The following is a 15,882-nucleotide window of genomic DNA, read 5'->3' on the forward strand; positions in this document are numbered from 1 at the left end:
GCCGGACGTCGCCATGCAGACCGTGATCCCGCAGCTGCGCATGACCGACGCCGACCGCAGTCTGGCGTTCTACGCGGCACTGGGATTCGCGGTCGACTGGGAGCACCGCTTCGACGCGGGCATGCCGCTGTTCGCGCAGCTCACGCGCGACGGGCAGACGGTGTTCCTGAGCGCGCATCCCGGCGACTGCGCGATCGGCGGCGCGGTGTATTTCAAGGTGAGCGACGTCGACGCCTGCGCGCGGGACTTCGCCGCCGCGGGCGTGCCGGTCCTGCAGCCGCCCTGGGACACCGACTGGGGCACGCGCGAGATGCTGCTCGTCGATCCCGACCACAACCGTCTGCGGTTCGCGCAGCACCCCGACTGAGCACGCCGCGAGGCGATGGAGATCCGATGGACGACCTGTTCACCGACACCCCCGAGCCCGTCCACGGCATCCGTACCGGCATCGGCGGCTGGACCTTCGCGCCATGGCGCGACAACTTCTATCCCAAGGGGCTGGTGCAGAAGCGCGAGCTGGAATACGCCAGCCGCCGCCTGACCGCGATCGAGATCAACGGCACCTTCTACGGCGCGCAGAAGCCCGCGACCTATGCGAAATGGGCCGGCGAGACGCCCGAGGGGTTCGTGTTCTCGCTCAAGGCGCCGCGCCACATCGTCGGCGCACGGGCGCTGGCCGGCACGTCCAGGCAGATCGGCGGCTTCGTCGACGGTGGCATCGCCGAGCTCGGCGACCGGCTCGGCCCGCTGCTGTGGCAGTTCGCACCGCAGCGCCGGTTCGATGCCGACGACGTGGAGGCCTTCCTCGACCTGCTGCCCGACACCGTCGACGGCCTGCCGCTGCGGCACGCGGTGGAAGTGCGGCATCCCTCGTTCCGCTGCGCGGCATGGCTGGCACTGGCGCGAGCGCGTGGGGTCGCCACGGTCTTCACCGATTCGGCGGACTATCCGTCGTTCGCCGACATCACCGGCCCGTTCGTGTATGCCCGGCTGATGTCCAGCCGCGCCGAGCACGCCGACGGTTATCCGGGCCTGCAACTCGATGCCTGGGCGCAACGCGCCCTGCAGTGGGCACGGGGCGAGTCTCCGGGCGATCTGCCCTACTGCGACGGGCGCGATGCGGCCGAGGGGGTGGCGCGCGACGTCTTCGTGTTCTTCATCTCGGCCGAGAAGGCACGCAACCCGGCGGCGGCGATGGCCCTGCAGCGGCGACTCGACGCGGCTGCCGGCTAGTCGGCCGACGACTTCGCGGGCGCGGTGTCCGTGCCGCGCGCCGCGTCGATCACCCACTCGGCGAACACGCGCGCGGCCGGGCGCAGCCGGCGGTGCCCGGGTTGGACGAGATGGTAGGACCAGCGGCCGTCGACGCAGGGGCCGGGCAACCGCAGCAGCCGCCCGCTGGCGAGAAACGGGGTGACGATGCGCTGCCGCGCGAGCGCCGCGCCGAGGCCTCCGGCGGCGGCTTCCAGCGCCCCGGTGGAATCGGTGAAGCGCAGCCGCTCATCGGGCCTGAGATCGAGCATCCCCGCCGCCCGGAACCAGTCAGGCCACCCCTGGTGCGCGTTGTCGGCGATTAGGGGCAGGGCGGCCACGTCGCGCGCGGTGGCGACAGCACCGATCCCCGGCATCGCCGGCGACGCCACCGCGAACAGCTGCTCGTGCATCAGCAGCGTGGCCTGGGCGCCGGGCCAGTGGCCCGAGCCGAGCCGGATCGCCAGGTCCGGACCGCTGTCGTCGAAGCGGGCGAGTGCGAAGCCCGTCTCGATGCTCAGGCGGATGCCGGAGTGGGCTTCGGCGAATGCGGACAGGCGCGGGATCAGCCACGCGCACGCGAACGAATGCAGCGTGGCCACGCGCACGACGTCGTGGTCCTGGCCGGTGCGCAGGCCGCGCAGGACGTCGTCGAGAGCGGCCAGCGAGCTGCTCGCCACATCGGCCAGCTGGCGGCCGGCCGCGGTGAGCGACACGCCGCGCGCATGACGCTGGAACAGGGGCAGGCCAAGCCGCGCTTCCAGCTTGCGCACGTGATGGCTGACCGCGCTCGCGGTGAGGTGGAGCTCATCGCCGGCGTGGGCGAAATTCTGGTGCCGGGCCGCCGACTCGAACGCCGCCAGCGCCGACAGCCATTCCGCACGTGTTCCCATGCGAGCCCCAAGCCAGATTCGTGGTCGACCGCGAAAGTATGCGCTTGTCGTGCGGTGCGACGCCGCCACAATGCGGGCTGTCCCCAAGCTCGCTCGTGTCGGCACCCGGAACCGCGGCTGCCGTGCCCACGTCTGCAGGAAGGTCCATGTCCGCCCACGTCAGTGCCACACCGCAGCCCGTGCCCGGCGATGCCGCGCGCTGGATCACGCCGCTGGAGATCGGTGTGCTCGGCGCGATCTGGGGTGCGTCGTTCCTCTTTATGCGGGTCGCGGCGCCCGAATTCGGGCCGGCGGCGCTGGTCGAACTGCGGCTCGCGCTGGGCGCGATCGTGCTGCTGCCGTTCCTGTGGCGGGCGCGGGCTGCGTTTCCGATGCGGCTCTGGCCGAAGCTCGCGCTGATCGGTGCGATCAATTCGGCCGTGCCCTTCCTGCTCTTCGCCTGGGCGGCCGAGCGCGCGCCTGCCGGTGTCGGCGCGATCTGCAATGCACTGACGGTGCTGTTCACGGCACTGGTGGGGGCGATGTTCTTCTCCGAGCGCATCGGCTGGGCGCGCAGCGCGACGCTCGCGGTCGGGTTCGCCGGCGTCGTCGTTCTCGCCAGCGGACGCATCGAAGGTGCCGCGATCGGGCCGGCGGTGCTCGCCGGTGCGGCTGCCGCACTGCTGTACGGCATCGGCATCAATCTCGTCCGCCGGCACCTTGGCGGACTGCCCGCCACCGCGGTTGCACCGGTGACCCTGGGCTGCGCGGCGCTGCTGGTGCTGCCCTTCGCGATTGCGCAGTGGCCGGCGCAGCCCGTGTCGCTGCAGGCCTGGGGGTCGGTCGCATTGCTGGGCGTGCTGTGCACCGGCGCGGCCTTCGTCATGTACTACCGGCTGATCGCGCGCATCGGCGCGGGGCGTGCGTCGACGGTGACGTATCTCGTACCCGTGTTCGGCGTGACCTGGGCGTGGTGGTTGCTGGGCGAGACGCCGACCCTGCGCATGGCGATCGCGGGTGCGCTGATCCTGGGTAGCGTCGCGCTGAGTCAGCGGCTGCCGAAATAGCTGCGCCTGCGCCCACGCCGCGCCGGACGCGGGACTGCGTCCGACCCACGTGTGCGCGATCGGCCGATGCCCCGCTCAGCCGGTCGATGCCGATCCGCGCAGCGTGCGGGATGCGGCAATGGCCTCGATGCGCGCCTTGCGCAGGGCCGCGCCGATCGCCGGGCCGCTGAGGCCGCCGGCCGCGAGGTCGCGCGCGTTGACGGCGATCGCCGCATCGCGCGCACGGCGCAGCGTCTCGCCCTGCGGGTAATCCACCTCCGCACTGCCCAGGCGACCGCGCTTGTCGCACTCGCACACCAGGGCCAGCTGGTCGATCCGCGCCGGCTTGCGGAACCCGTCGCAGCGGGCGATCAGGTCGTGCAGGGTGGCATCGCGCAGCTCGGCGATCCGGTGCACGTTGAGATGCTCGCGGCAGCACACCACGGCCAGCTCGCGGTGCGCGGCCGGTACCTTGAGGCGACCGCACAGGGCATCCAGCGGGGCGAGCCCGGCATGCTCGTGGCCCACGTGCCGCGGCAGGCGGTGCGCGGGCGTGAGCGCCTTGCCGAGGTCGTGGGTCAGCGCCGCGAAGCCGATCAGCGCATCGCCCGGCGCCAGCCGCGCGGCCATGTCGCTGACCAGCTCCTGATGCACGCCGGTGTCCACCTCGGGATGGAACTCGGCGCGCTGCGGGACGCCGTACAGGGCGTCGACCTCGGGCAGGATCACCGCCAGTGCACCGCAGTCGCGCAGCGTCCGCAGGAAGGCCGACGGTTGCCGGGCGCCCAGCGCACGGACGAGTTCCTGCCAGACGCGCTCGGGGGTCAGCGCGTCGAGTTCTCCGGCCTCGACCATCCCGCGCATCAGCGCCAGCGTGTCGTCCGCGACCGTGAAACCGAGCGGCGCGAAGCGGGCCATGAAGCGCGCGGCGCGCAGCACGCGCAGGGGATCTTCGGAAAACGCCGGGCCGACGTGCCGGAGCACGCGTGACTCGAGATCGCGCGCGCCGCCGTACGGGTCCACCAGGCGTCCATCCGGCGCCTCGGCGATCGCATTGATGGTGAAATCGCGACGAGCGAGATCCTGCTCGAGGGTCACCGACGGGTCGGCATCCACGACGAAGCCGCGGTAGCCGCGCCCGGATTTGCGCTCGGTGCGCGCGAGCGCGTACTCCTCGCCGGTGCCCGGGTGCAGGAACACCGGAAAGTCGCGCCCGATCGCACGGAAGCCCGCGGCCTCCATCGAGGCCTGGGTCTCGCCGACGACCACGTGGTCGCGGTCCCCTGCGGGCAGCCCGAGCAACCGGTCGCGCACCGCGCCGCCCACCAGATAGATCTCCATCGCCCGATGATGCCATGCGGCCATCGCGCCGCCTGGCCTAGACTGGCCCGCCGCCTCGTAGATTCCCGTGCACGTTCCGCAACGCGTCGTCTGGTGTGCCGGCGCCGGTGTGTTCGCCGCAGGCCCCGCCGCCGCAGCACTGCCCGTGGCCGGCACCGGCGATGCACTCGACATCACGCTGATGCTGGTCTATCTGGGTCTCGCGATCGGCCTGTCGTTCCTGTGTTCGATCGCCGAGTCGGTGCTGCTGAGCATCACCCCGTCCTTCATCGCCGGCCTGCAGGCGGCACGGCCGCGACTGGCGGCCACCCTGCAGCGGCTGCGTCACGAGCGTATCGACCAGTCGCTGGCGGGCATCCTGACCCTCAACACCATCGCCCATACCGCCGGCGCGGTGGGCGCGGGCGCGAAGGCGTCCGACGCCTTCGGCAGCGCCTGGGTGGGCGTGTTCTCCGCGGTGGCGACGCTGCTGATCCTGTTCGTGTCGGAGATCGTGCCCAAGACGCTCGGTGCGCAGTACTGGCGGCAGCTCGCCGCACCGGTCGCGGGCTTCGTGCGCCTGCTGATCGTGGTGCTGTATCCGCTGATCCGCCTGTCGGACCTGCTGACCCGGGTGATCTCGCGCGGGCGCCAGGCCCACGTCTTCAACCGCGAGGAGTTCATCGCGATGGCGGGGGTGGGCGAATCGAGCGGCGGCATCCTGCCGCGCGAGTCGAAGATCCTGCGCAACCTGTTCCGGATGTCGGAGCTGTGCGCCGAGGACGTCATGACCCCGCGCCCGGTGCTGGCCGCGCTGCGCGACGACACCTCCGTGTCGTCCGCCCTGGTCGCGCCGCACGCGGCGCCGTTCTCGCGCATCCCCATCTACCGCGACGACATCCACGACGCCGATGCGTTCGTGCTGCGCGCCGAACTGGTGCAGGCCGAGGCGCGCGGCACGGGCGAGGCCCCGGTGCGCACGCTGGCACGGCCCCTGCGCAGCGTGCCCGAAGGCATGCCCCTGACCGGCTTGCTCGAATTCCTGCTCGATCGCCGGCAGCAGATCGCGCTGGTGGTCGACGAATACGGCGCCACACGCGGCGTGGTCACGATGGAGGATGTGATCGAGACCCTGCTCGGGCAGGAGATCGTCGACGAAAGCGATCGCGTGGCGGACATGCAGCGGCTCGCGCGTCGCCGCTGGGCGGATCGCGCGGCCGCGCACGGGCTGCCGACGTCGCTCGATCCGCCGGTTCGCGAACGCGACGGCGTGCCGCCCCGCTGAGCCGCTCCCGGTCGCGCCTTCGTGCGCAGCGCGACCCGTCGCCCCTCAGCCCGCAGGGCAGGCGAAGCGCTGGGTGCGCGCGTCGCTGGTGCCGCGCATGCGCGCGTCCAGTGGCGCGGCCTTGCCGTACATGCGCCAGTCGTAGATCACGCTGAAGGCCAGGACCCGTGCCACGTACTCGCGGGTCTCGCGGTAGCTGATGGTCTCGATCCAGACATCGGGATCCATGTCCGGGCGCTGCGACAGCCAGCGACCGGTGGGCGTGGGGCCGGCGTTATAGGCCGCGATCGCCACGTACGGCAGACCGTACATGTCCTTCTTCTCGCGCAGGTAGGCGGTACCGATGGCCACGTTCGTGGCCGGGTCGAACAGGCTGTCGGGCCCGCTCCAGGTCATCCCCAGACGGCGCGCCACGGCCGCGCCGGTGGCCGGCATGACCTGCATCAGGCCGCGAGCATCGGCCGGCGAGCGCGCATTCGGGTTGAACGTGCTCTCGGCGCGGATTTCGGCGGCCACCCACGCCGGATCGAGGCCGTGGCGGCGCGATTCGCGCTCGATGAGCGGCTGGCTGGTCAGTGGAAAGCGCAGCGAATACAGCCGCGTCTCGTCGGGCTGGCGACCGAGACCGAACACGGCGCGGTCGTACCAGCCGTTCTCCTGGGCGACCAGCACCGCGATCCGCCGCTGCTCGTCGTCGAAGCGCTCCAGTGCAGCCGTCCATTCGCGCGTGGCCCAGCCGGGGCGGTCGATACGGTACAGCGCCATGGCGCGCGCGATGCCGGGGTCGGTTGCGATGCGTGCCTTGGCCGCGTTCGACGGTGCGAACTCCCAGGGGCAGAGCGCATACGGCAGGCCGAGCCGATCGGCGGCGAGGAAGCCGTGGAAATCCGCGTTGGCGGCGGCGCGCCGGTACAGCGGCTGCGCGGCGGCGCGGTCGCCGGTGAGCTCGGCCATGCGGGCCTCGAACCAGGTCCAGCGCGACTGGCCGCGCTGCGCCGCGCCCATCAGCCGGATCGCGGCGAGGGCCGCGGGCCAGTCGCGACGCGCCATCGCCTCGCGCACGCGCCATTCGTGCAGGCGCTCGTCGTAGGCGCTCGCCGGCACCCTGGCCAGCAGGCGCGCGGAATCGGGCAGGTAGGACGCCACCGTCCACAGCGCCGCCTGGTACAGCACGCGGCCGGAGTCGGCCTCGGTGAATCCCAGCGCCGACGCGAGCGCCGGCAGCTGCGCCTCGGCCTGCAACGGGTGGTCCTTGGTGTGACGTGCCAGGCCGTGCGAGGCGACGAGCCGGCTGCGCGCGGTTTTCGGCCACTGCGCGGCACGCGCATGCGGCGCCTGCATGAAAGCGGCGTAGTCGCTGGCCAGCGCCTGCTCGGACGCCGACAGCCCACGCGCGACCGCCCGCATCATGGCCGCGTCCTGCTCGGCCACCGCGAGGTCGAAGCGCTCCCAGCGCAGGGCGTCGCCGAGCTCGCCGCGCTGGGCGAGCACCTGCAGCGGCGCGTCGCAGGCGTCGGGCAGCGAGGCCCCGGTGCTGCGCCAGATCGCCTGCGCGTCACGTGTCCACTGCGCGTCGAGCGCGCCGGTCCTGGCGCGCGCGTCGAGCTCGATGCAGCGCAGGGCAGGGCTGGTGAGCGTCGGCGACCACGCCGCGCGCACGCCCTGCCAGTCCTGGCGGGTGGCGAGCGCGCGCAACCAGGCCTCGCGGAACACCTCGGCCACCGGCTGGCCGGCATGACGGCGCAGGAAGGCCTGGCCCTCCGCCGTGGGCAGGGTGGCGAGCTGGCGGCGCAACGCGGCGAACTCCAGCCACGCGGCGGCCGGATGCGACTGCAGCGCAGCGGGCGCGACCTGACCGCGCTCGGCGGCCTGCAAGGCCGAACGGAAGGCGGCATCGTCGCCCTGCGTCTGCGCGTGTCCCGGCACGGCGAGGGCCAGCGCGACGAGCAGGCCCGCGACGCGCACGCGCGGCGGACGGATGGAAGCGACGGTGCGGCTCGGCATCGGCGGCAGGTCCTCGAAACGGGCCGGCGACTATAGCGAAGCCTGTCTGAAGCGCCGGTCGGGCATCGCGCCGCCGCCTCACCTGCAGACGCCGCACGCCGCGATGCGGGCAGCGATCGACGCGCCGGCCGTGCGGCCGCCCGTAGACTTGCCGGGCTGCGCGCCGGTCCGCGCAGGCGAGCGATGCGCATGCTGACGTGGTCGATGCTGGTGTTTCCCGCGCTCGGTGCGCTTGCAGGCGTGCTCGCGGGCCTGCTCGGCATCGGCGGCGGGCTGGTGCTGGTCACCGGCCTGGTCTGGACCCTGCCGCTGTTCGGGGTGTCCAAGGATACGGCCATGCACGCCGCGCTCGCGACCGCGCTGGCCAGCATCATCCTCACCGGTGCGTCCTCGGCGCGCGCCCACCACCTGCGCGGCAGCGTGCTGTGGCGCACGGTGGCATGGATGGTGCCGGGCGTGTTGGTGGGCGCCTGGCTGGGCAGCCGGCTGGCGATCCTGCTCGACGGCGACGTACTGCGCTGGTGCGTCATCGCCTACTGCATGATCGCGGGCACCCAGCTGATGCTCTCGCGCACGCCGGACGCGGGCGGCGACACGCTGGTGCCACGCGGCGGCGGCTTGACCGGCGCGGGCGTAGGCATCGGCGCACTGTCGTCGCTGGTGGGCATCGGCGGCGGCAGCATGACCGTGCCGCTGCTGGTATGGCTGGGCGTCTCGCCGGTGCGCGCGGTCGGAACGTCCTCGGCACTGGGCATCTTCATCGCGCTCTCCGCCGCCGCCGGATACGCGCTGCAGGCACCGGCCGGTGTGCTGCCGCCGCCCTCGTGGGGCTACGTGTTCCTGCCCGGCGCGATCGGTATCGCACTGGCATCGGTCGTGGCCGCGCCGTACGGAACCCGGCTGGCGCATGCCCTCAGTGGCCGCGCGCTCAAGCGCGTGTTCGCGGTGTTCCTCTACTGCATCGGAGCCAGCCTGCTGCTCTGGTGAGTTTGACCCTGCGCGCCGCGCCCCCAATCATGCGGGCCCCGCTCCAGCAGGTTTACCGATGACCGCCCCCCGTCCGAACGTGCCCGCAGCGCTGCAGGCGCTCGCCCCGACGATGACCGCGTGGCGCCACGAGATCCACGCCTGGCCCGAACTCGGTTTCGAGGAGGAGAAGACCTCGGCGCTGGTCATCCGCGAGCTGCGCGCGCTCGGCCTCGACGTGCACACGGGCCTGGGCGGCACCGGTGTGGTCGCGGTGATCGACAGCGGCGTGCCCGGATTGTCGATCGGCCTGCGCGCCGACATGGACGCGCTTCCAATGGACGAGGACAGCGACCTGCCGTTCCGCTCGCAGCGCCCGGGTGTGGCCCATACCTGCGGGCACGACGGGCACACGTCGGCGCTGCTCGGCACCGCGCGGCATCTGGCGGCGCATCCGCCGGCGACCGGGCGCGTGGTGCTGATCTTCCAGCCCGCCGAAGAGGGCGGGCGCGGCGCGATCCGGATGATCGAGGACGGCCTGCTGACGCGCTGGCCCTGCGACGAGGTCTACGCCTTCCACAACATGCCGGCACTGGCGACCGGCGAGGCCAGCGTGCGCAGCGGCGCCACGCTGCAGTCGCTGGCGGTGTTCGAGATCGCGATCGAGGGCGTCGGTGGCCACGCCGCCGCGCCGCATCGTGCGACCGATCCGCTGCAGGTCGCGGCGCGGCTGGCGGTGGATATCCCGGCGATCGTCGGCCGCCACATCGATCCGATGGAAGCGGCGCTGATCAACGTCGGCTCGCTGCAGGCCGGCACCACCCACAACATCATCCCGTCGACGGCCACGCTCAGCGGCACGCTCCGCTCGCTGTCGAAGGATGTGCACGACGAACTGCTCAAGCGCCTGCGCGCGCTGTGCGAGGGCCACGCGCAGATGTCCGGCTGCAGCATCGCGCTCGAGATTCCGCATTCCTGCCCGCCCTGCGTCAACGCGCCGGAGCAGGCGGCGCTTGCGGCCGATGCGATCGCCGACGTGCTCGGCGCCGAGCACGTGAAGACCGACCTGCGCGCATATCCGTTTTCCGACGATTTCTCCTACATGCTCGAACAGTGGCCCGGCGCCTACCTGTTCCTCGGCATGGACAGCGCGATGTGCCACCACCCCACGTTCCGCTTCGACGACGGCCTGCTGCCGGTCGCCGCCGCGGTCTTCGATCGCATCGTGCGCCGCCGCCTGGGCTGAGCCCCCACGCGCCGGCGTAAGCTGGGGGCCGCGCCCCGAGGGGCTTCGTGCGGCGCATCCGTCTTCATCTTTTCCCGAGTGCACCATGGCCCAGCGCGACTGGGTGGCCGAGGCCATCCGCAGGATCGAAGCCGACTTCAACCGGTCGGCCGACACCCATCTGATCCCGATGTCGCTGCCGGGATACCCGGGCATCGAGGTCTACTTCAAGGACGAATCCAGTCACCCCACCGGCAGCCTCAAGCACCGGCTCGCGCGTTCGCTGTTTCTCTATGCACTGGCGAACGGCTGGCTGCACGCCGGCAGCACGGTGGTCGAGGCGTCCAGCGGGTCGACCGCGGTGTCGGAGGCCTACTTCGCGCGTCTGCTCGGCCTTCCCTTCGTCGCGGTGATGCCGGCCTCGACCTCGCCCGAGAAGATCGCCGCGATCGAGTTCCAGGGCGGGCGTTGCCACCTCGTGCCCAGCGCCTGCGGCATCGCCGAGGCCTCGGTGCGTCTGGCGCGCGAGACCGGCGGGCACTTCATGGACCAGTTCACCTACGCCGAACGGGCGACGGACTGGCGTGCGAACAACAACATCGCCGAGTCGATCTTCAAGCAGATGGCGCAGGAGGCGCACCCGGTGCCGGCGTGGATCGTCTGCAGCGCCGGCACCGGCGGCACCAGCGCGACGATCGGCCGCTACGCGCGCTATCGCGGCTATGCCACCGACGTGCTCTGCGCCGATCCGGAACATTCGGCGTTCTTCGACCACTACGCGCGCAGCCTGCAGGGCGGGGCCGATGCGGAGGCGCTGCCGGCCGCACCCCCGTCGCGGATCGAGGGCATCGGCCGGCCACGGGCCGAGCCCAGTTTCATCCCCGGTTGCGTGGAAGCGATGGTCAAGGTGCCGGATGCCCTGAGCCTGGCGGCGATGCGCTATGTCAACGCGCGGCTCGGCCGTCGCGTCGGCGGCTCGACCGGCACCAACTTCGTCGGGGTGCTGCAGGTCGCCCAGGCCATGCACGCGGCCGGCCGGGACGGCTCGATCGTCACCATCCTGTGCGATGGCGGCGAGCGCTACGCGCACAGCTACTACAACCCGGAGTGGCTCGCCGCCCAGGGGTTCGATATGGCCGGCGCCGATGCCCGGGTGCGCGACAGCGCGGAGACCGGCGCCCCCCTGCCGGCAATGCCGACGGTGCGTCGCGGGGAATCCGCAGCGTCAAGCTGGGGTTGACCCCAGGTGTCGCCAGGTTAACGATTCGTTACAACACTCGGGCCGGTGACACGGGGACGCCGGCGGCCCACGACCCCAGGACGGAGCGCACGCATGACCTTCAATCCCCTTCGCAACCGGCTGGCCCTCGCGGTCCAGTCGTCCCTGCTGGTGCTCGTCGCACCGGCCGCCCTGGCGCAGACCGCCAGCGCCGAACCCGAGGCGCGCACCCTCGATACCGTCCAGGTCACCGGCTCGCGCATCCGCAAGGCGGAAATGGAAAGCGCGGTGCCGGTCCAGGTGCTCACGCGCGAAGACATCCAGCGCACCGGCTTCACGTCGGTCGCCGACATCGTGCAGAACCTCACCGCGTCCGGCGCGGCGCTCAACACCAAGTTCAACTCCAGCGGCAACTTCGGTTTTCCGCCCGATGGCGGCGGCGTGGGCGCCGGCGCGGCGACGGTCGACCTGCGCCATCTCGGCGCCAAGCGCGTGCTGGTGCTGGTCGACGGCATCCGCTGGGTCAACGAATCCTCGGCCTCGGGCGTGGGCGCGGCGGTGGATCTCAACACGATTCCACTGGCGCTGATCGAACGCATCGAGGTGCTGGAGGACGGCGCCTCGTCGATCTACGGCTCCGACGCGATCGCCGGTGTGGTCAACATCATCACCCGGCGCGACGCCCAGGGCGGCAGCCTCGATCTCAACTACGGCGAGTACCAGGACCTCGGCGGCGGCACCTGGGGCGCGGACCTCGGCTGGGGCGGCAGCAGCGACCGCGCGCAGTGGTTCGTCGGCGCGTCCTATTTCCGCCAGCGCGAGATCGCGTCGTCGCGGTTCGAGAATGCCAGCGTGCCGGTGCCCGGCACCGGCCTTGCGAACGGCAGCTCGGCGACGCCCGGCGGTCGTTTCGTGTTCGCGCCGCCGGGCGGCAACGACACGCTCGGCGGCCTGTGCCCGCTGGCCACCGACCCCGCCGGAGTGCCGATTCCCGGCACTGCGACCTGCAACATCACGCTGCCCAACGACGCGAGCTTCCCCGGCGGCACGGCGGTCGGCGATTTCATCCGCTTCACCACGGCCGACCGCTACAACTTCGCGCCCAACAACCTGTTGCTCACGCCGTCGGAGCGCAAGTCGGTGTTCGGCCAGGTGCGTTTCGAGTTCACGCCTCAGCTCTCGGGCTATGCGCGCGTGCTCTACAACACCCGTACCTCGGCCAACCAGGCTGCGCCCGAGCCGATCTTCCTCGGCACCGACGCCGGCGTGTACAACCCCTTCGCCGAAAGCACGCTGGTGATCTCGGCGCGCAACCCCTTCAACCCCTTCGGCTTCGACCTGACCACGGTGGGCGACGACGCCAACCTGTTCCTGCTCGGACGTCGGCCGGTGGAAGGCGGTCGCCGTCGCTATACCCAGGACGTGGACACCTGGTATGCCGCGGGTGGCCTGGAGGGCACGCTCGGGGTCGGCGCGCGCACCTGGAACTGGGACGTGAACCTGATGCGCAGCGAGAGCCGCGCCGAACAGGTCAACACCGGCAGCTACAACATCCGCCGGATCAACGAGGCGCTGGGCGATCCCGACGCCTGTGCGGCCATCGCCGGCTGCACCCCGCTCAACCTGTTCGGCGGCCCCGGCACCATCACCCCGGCCATGCTCGCCTTCATCCAGCCGATCGTGCGCGACGAGAGCCGCAACACGCTCAGCCTGGCCTCGGCCAACATCACAGGCGACCTGTTCCAGCTGCCGGCCGGCGCGTTCTCGTTCGCCGCCGGGCTCGAGTACCGCAAATACGAAGGCAGCTACACGCCCGACCCGATCACCATCGCGGGCGAGTACAACGGCGTGCCGTCCGGCGCGACCCGCGGCGACTACGACGTCAGCGAAGCCTATGCCGAGGTCAGCGTGCCGCTGATGCGCGATACCGTCTTCGGCGAGAGCCTCGACCTGAGCCTGGCCGGGCGCTATTCGGATTACTCCACCTTCGGCGGCGAGAGCACCGGCAAGATCGGCCTGCGCTGGCAGCCGGTCGACGAACTGCTGCTGCGCATGAGTTACGCCGAAGGCTTCCGTGCGCCGTCGATCGGCGAGCTCTACGGCACGCTGAGCCGCTTCGACGCGACCCTGGTCGATCCCTGCTCGGGCGCCGCGGTGCCGTCGCCGGCCTGCGCGGCCGACGGCGTGCCGGCCGGGTACGAGCAGACCAATTCGCAGATCTCGTTGGTCACCTCGGGCAATGCCGAGCTCGAGCCCGAGCGCAGTCGCAGCCTGATGGTGGGATCGGTGTGGAGCCCGTCGTTCGCCGACGAGGTGGCGTGGTCGGACCGGCTGGATCTCGGCGTGACGTTCTATCGCCACCACATCACCGACGCGATCCAGGCGCCCGATGCCCAGGCCATCCTCGAGCGCTGCATCGCCACGCGCGAGCCGGCCGCCTGCGCGTCCTACGACCGCAGCGACCGCGGCCAGATCATCCGCTTCGACGCCATCCTGGCCAATCTCGGCACGATCAAGACCGACGGCTGGGACTTCACCGCGGCGTGGACCCTGCCGACGCGCGACTGGGGCCGGCTGCGCTTCGACGCCAAGGCGACTTGGGTGACGCGCTACGAGCTGGTCAACGAATCCGGCGACGCCGAACCGCGGCGCCCGGGCGTGGAGGTCAACAACAGCGCGATTCCGGAATGGAGCGGCACCCTGGTCACCGACTGGACGCAGGGGCCGTGGTCGCTGGCCTGGACGCTGCGCTACATCGACCGGCTGACCGAGTCCTGCGGCGGTGCCAACGGATTCGCGATCTGCGACGACAGCGCCAACGACCGCAACGCGCTCGGTTCGACCACCTACCACGATCTGCAGCTGGCCTGGCAGAACACCGCCTGGCTCAGGGGCACGCGCTTCACGCTGGGCGTCAACAACATCGGCGGCAAGGTGCCGCCGGTGTGCCTGAGCTGCAGCCTCAACGGCTACGACGCCTCGACCTACGACCTGCCCGGCCGATACTGGTACGCCCGCGTGGGCTTCGACTTCTGAGGAAACGGCGCCGGCGCCCCGCGCGGGTGCCGGCGCGGCGCGTCAGCGCTGCAGGGCCGATGCCGGCACCATCAGCTCGGTGGACAGGGCCAGATGGTCGGAGAACGCGGCCGGGAGCGCCTGCATGTTGGCGCACTGCAGGTTGCGGGTGACCAGGATGTGGTCGATCGCACGCTGCGGCCGCCAGCTCGGGAAGGTGTGCACCGCGCAGGCCGGGGGCTGCAGGCCGGTGCCGCGGTAGAGCACGTCCATTTCGGCGCAGTCCGAGGTGCAGTTGAAGTCGCCCATCAGCACCGCGTTGGGGTGGTGGGCCATGACCTCGGCGATGAACGCCAGTTGCGAGCGCCGCGACTGCGCGCCGAGCGACAGGTGCGCGACCGCGACCGTCAGACCGCTGTCGCCCTCGCCGAAGCGGCTCAGCAGCACGCCACGGCCGCCGATGCGGCCGGGCAGGGCGTGGTTGATGATCTCGATCGGCTCCAGACGGCTCAGCAGTCCGTTGGCGCTCGAGGCGACCGCGCCGACCCGCCGGTTGGGCTGGTGACTCCAGTACTCGAAGCCGCCGCGCTCGGCGAGATAGTGGGTCTGGTTGGTGAAGCCCGACCGCAGGCTGCCCGGATCGGCCTCCTGCAGACCGACGATGTCGTGGCGCCCGGCGAGGGCGGCGATCGCGTCCAGCGCTGTGCGCTTGCCGGTCGGCAGCACGTGCGACCAGCTGCGCGTGGCGTAGTCGCTGTAGCGGCGCGTGCTCGAGCCGGCCTGGATGTTGGCGCTCAACAGCTTGAGCCGGCGCGGCGCGTCTGACCTGGGAGTGGGGGCCTCGGCCACGGATGCGGCGCTTACCGCGCCGCGCGCTCCATGGCGACCAGATGGTCGGTGATGCGCAGGATGTCTTCCAGCGAGTTGCCGCCGGTCACCCGGTATTTGCCGTTGACGACGATGGTGGGCGTCGCGTTGACGCCACTGCGCACCGCGAACTGGCGCGCGCGGCCGAGGTTGGCGTTGACGGCGAAGCTCTGCATCGTGCTGCGCAGGCGCGCCGGATCGACACCGAGGCTGCCGTAGAACGCGACGATGCTGTCGGCGTCCGCGTTCTGGCGCAGCTTGCGCTCGATGTGCACGGCGTTGAAGGTCGCGCCGTGGGTGCGCTCCAGCGTGCCCATGGCCTCGGAGGCGAAGAACGCCCGCGGGAACTGGTCGCGCTCGTCGAACACCGCCGGCACCGCGGCGAAGCGCACGTCGGCGGGCAGGCGCGCCTTCCAGGCGCCGACCAGCGGCTCGAAGGCCGCGCAATGGCCGCACCAGTACGCGAACACCTCGGCCACCTCGATTCCCGCCCCGGGTCCGAACGGCTGGCCGTTCTCGATCACGACATAGTCGGTCCCCAGTACCGGGGCCGGGCCCTCGGGTGCACGCACCGGACCGGCGGCGGCCGGCATCGCGGCCGCGGCATCCGCGGTCTCGGCGCCAGACGACGCGTCGACCCCGGTCGCGGGCGTCCCGGCGTCCGGCCCGGCCGCGGGCGGCGCAACCGGCGCGGTGGCGGCCGGGGCATCGGCGGATGCGGCCGGCGCGGCGACCTCGGGCTGCTGGCTGCAGGCGGCGAGCAGCACGGATGCGAACAGCGGAATCAGGGCGTGACGGAGCTTCATGGGCGT

Annotated in this window: 13 protein-coding genes; 8 read left to right on the top strand and 5 right to left on the bottom strand. The window is 71.8% G+C overall.

All coding sequences use genetic code 11. The annotated features are described in order from the left end of the window. Positions 1-13: 13 nt before the first annotated feature. Together H0E82_RS01795 and H0E82_RS01800 are read left to right on the top strand one after the other, a co-directional pair. Positions 14-367: a bleomycin resistance protein gene (locus tag H0E82_RS01795; protein WP_180543258.1), complete on the top strand. Its 354-nt coding sequence runs from the start codon at positions 14-16 to the stop codon at positions 365-367. A 26-nt stretch (positions 368-393) separates the two neighbouring features. Next, positions 394-1,233: a DUF72 domain-containing protein gene (locus H0E82_RS01800; protein ID WP_180543259.1), complete on the top strand. Its 840-nt coding sequence runs from the start codon at positions 394-396 to the stop codon at positions 1,231-1,233. On the opposite strand, the gene H0E82_RS01805 is transcribed toward H0E82_RS01800, so the two are convergent. Continuing rightward, a complete protein-coding gene (locus H0E82_RS01805; RefSeq protein ID WP_180543260.1) occupies positions 1,230-2,144 on the bottom strand; it encodes a LysR substrate-binding domain-containing protein in 915 nt (304 codons plus the stop codon). The two genes, H0E82_RS01800 and H0E82_RS01805, sit on opposite strands and share 4 nt — an antisense overlap. A gap of 146 nt (positions 2,145-2,290) precedes the next feature. Between H0E82_RS01805 and H0E82_RS01810 the strand changes: the two genes are divergently transcribed. After that, a complete protein-coding gene (locus H0E82_RS01810) occupies positions 2,291-3,190 on the top strand; it encodes a DMT family transporter (RefSeq protein WP_180543261.1) in 900 nt (299 codons plus the stop codon). Positions 3,191-3,265: 75 nt separating this feature from the next. On the opposite strand, the gene H0E82_RS01815 is transcribed toward H0E82_RS01810, so the two are convergent. Beyond that, positions 3,266-4,510, bottom strand: coding sequence for a multifunctional CCA addition/repair protein (locus tag H0E82_RS01815; RefSeq protein WP_180543349.1), 1,245 nt, complete (start codon positions 4,508-4,510; stop codon positions 3,266-3,268). Positions 4,511-4,577: 67 nt separating this feature from the next. On the opposite strand from H0E82_RS01815, the gene H0E82_RS01820 reads away from it, so the two are divergent. Continuing rightward, positions 4,578-5,774 (top strand): CNNM domain-containing protein, encoded by a 1,197-nt coding sequence (locus tag H0E82_RS01820; protein WP_219338357.1) that lies wholly within the window; start codon positions 4,578-4,580, stop codon positions 5,772-5,774. Positions 5,775-5,819: 45 nt separating this feature from the next. On the opposite strand, the gene H0E82_RS01825 is transcribed toward H0E82_RS01820, so the two are convergent. Beyond that, the gene (locus H0E82_RS01825) at positions 5,820-7,778 is read right to left on the bottom strand and encodes a lytic transglycosylase domain-containing protein (protein ID WP_180543262.1); all 1,959 of its coding nucleotides are present in this window, start codon (positions 7,776-7,778) and stop codon (positions 5,820-5,822) included. 189 nt (positions 7,779-7,967) lie between these two features. On the opposite strand from H0E82_RS01825, the gene H0E82_RS01830 reads away from it, so the two are divergent. From H0E82_RS01830 to H0E82_RS01845, 4 genes are all read left to right on the top strand, one after another. After that, a complete protein-coding gene (locus tag H0E82_RS01830) occupies positions 7,968-8,765 on the top strand; it encodes a sulfite exporter TauE/SafE family protein (protein ID WP_180543263.1) in 798 nt (265 codons plus the stop codon). Positions 8,766-8,823: 58 nt separating this feature from the next. Then, positions 8,824-9,990, top strand: a complete 1,167-nt coding sequence (locus tag H0E82_RS01835) for an amidohydrolase (protein WP_180543264.1) — start codon at positions 8,824-8,826, stop codon at positions 9,988-9,990. An 85-nt stretch (positions 9,991-10,075) separates the two neighbouring features. After that, positions 10,076-11,209: a PLP-dependent cysteine synthase family protein gene (locus tag H0E82_RS01840; RefSeq protein WP_180543265.1), complete on the top strand. Its 1,134-nt coding sequence runs from the start codon at positions 10,076-10,078 to the stop codon at positions 11,207-11,209. A 93-nt stretch (positions 11,210-11,302) separates the two neighbouring features. Continuing rightward, entirely contained in the window at positions 11,303-14,224 is a 2,922-nt protein-coding gene (locus H0E82_RS01845) for a TonB-dependent receptor plug domain-containing protein (protein ID WP_180543266.1), read from the top strand. Between the two features lie 42 nt (positions 14,225-14,266). Here the strand turns inward: H0E82_RS01845 and H0E82_RS01850 are convergent, their stop codons facing one another. Together H0E82_RS01850 and H0E82_RS01855 are read right to left on the bottom strand one after the other, a co-directional pair. Then, a complete protein-coding gene (locus tag H0E82_RS01850) occupies positions 14,267-15,052 on the bottom strand; it encodes an endonuclease/exonuclease/phosphatase family protein (RefSeq protein WP_180543267.1) in 786 nt (261 codons plus the stop codon). An 11-nt stretch (positions 15,053-15,063) separates the two neighbouring features. After that, complete coding sequence (locus tag H0E82_RS01855; RefSeq protein WP_180543268.1) at positions 15,064-15,876, bottom strand: thiol:disulfide interchange protein DsbA/DsbL; 813 nt, start codon at positions 15,874-15,876, stop codon at positions 15,064-15,066. Between the last annotated feature and the right edge of the window lie 6 nt (positions 15,877-15,882).

The organism is Luteimonas deserti (genome assembly GCF_013425765.1).
GTDB lineage: Bacteria > Pseudomonadota > Gammaproteobacteria > Xanthomonadales > Xanthomonadaceae > Luteimonas > Luteimonas deserti.

Bases quoted from the DNA above. Each gene is read 5' to 3' on its own strand.
- H0E82_RS01795 (WP_180543258.1), top strand. From the start codon at position 14: ATGCAGACCGTGATCCCGCAGCTGCGCATGACCGACGCCGACCGCAGT.
- H0E82_RS01800 (WP_180543259.1), top strand. From the start codon at position 394: ATGGACGACCTGTTCACCGACACCCCCGAGCCCGTCCACGGCATCCGT.
- H0E82_RS01805 (WP_180543260.1), bottom strand. From the start codon at position 2,144: ATGGGAACACGTGCGGAATGGCTGTCGGCGCTGGCGGCGTTCGAGTCG.
- H0E82_RS01810 (WP_180543261.1), top strand. From the start codon at position 2,291: ATGTCCGCCCACGTCAGTGCCACACCGCAGCCCGTGCCCGGCGATGCC.
- H0E82_RS01815 (WP_180543349.1), bottom strand. From the start codon at position 4,510: ATGGAGATCTATCTGGTGGGCGGCGCGGTGCGCGACCGGTTGCTCGGG.
- H0E82_RS01825 (WP_180543262.1), bottom strand. From the start codon at position 7,778: ATGCCGAGCCGCACCGTCGCTTCCATCCGTCCGCCGCGCGTGCGCGTC.
- H0E82_RS01830 (WP_180543263.1), top strand. From the start codon at position 7,968: ATGCTGACGTGGTCGATGCTGGTGTTTCCCGCGCTCGGTGCGCTTGCA.
- H0E82_RS01835 (WP_180543264.1), top strand. From the start codon at position 8,824: ATGACCGCCCCCCGTCCGAACGTGCCCGCAGCGCTGCAGGCGCTCGCC.
- H0E82_RS01840 (WP_180543265.1), top strand. From the start codon at position 10,076: ATGGCCCAGCGCGACTGGGTGGCCGAGGCCATCCGCAGGATCGAAGCC.
- H0E82_RS01845 (WP_180543266.1), top strand. From the start codon at position 11,303: ATGACCTTCAATCCCCTTCGCAACCGGCTGGCCCTCGCGGTCCAGTCG.
- H0E82_RS01855 (WP_180543268.1), bottom strand. From the start codon at position 15,876: ATGAAGCTCCGTCACGCCCTGATTCCGCTGTTCGCATCCGTGCTGCTC.